The sequence below is a fragment of the Streptomyces sp. SID13726 genome, from assembly GCF_010548375.1.
GTDB lineage: Bacteria > Actinomycetota > Actinomycetes > Streptomycetales > Streptomycetaceae > Streptomyces.
In genome coordinates this window covers 1-396 of record NZ_JAAGLY010000774.1, presented here as the reverse complement: position 1 = coordinate 396, position 396 = coordinate 1, and the positions used below count along the sequence as shown (strand labels likewise).

1 pseudogene is annotated in these 396 nt (G+C 77.3%); it reads left to right on the top strand.

Features of this window, described 5'->3' with window-relative positions:
- Window positions 1–396, top strand: a pseudogene (locus G3I78_RS51595) (hypothetical protein); the annotation flags it as partial.

Genomic DNA, 396 nt, shown 5'->3' with positions numbered 1-396 from the left:
AAGGCGCAGGAGAAGAAGGAGCCGAAGGCGCCCGCCGTCGTCCACGGCCTGCGGGACTTCACCGCGGACGGGTTCTTCACGCCGCCCGAGGGCGTGACCTCGGTGCACGTCCAGGCCTGGGGAGCCGGTGGCGGCGGAGGCGGCGGGGGCGGCGGTGCGAGCGCACCGCTGGCGGGCAACGGAGGCCAGGGCGGTGGCGGCGGCGCCGGCGGGTTCACCTGGTGCGTCCTCAAGGTGAAGCCCGGCCAGAGCTACACGGTGGCCGTGGGCTCCGGCGGCGCGGCCGGCACCCTCGGCCCCGGTGCGCCCGCCGGCGGCAACGACGGACTGCCGGGCGGCACCGGTGGGACCGGCAGCCCGACGACGTTCTCCTCCGCGGCCGGAATCCAGCTCAGC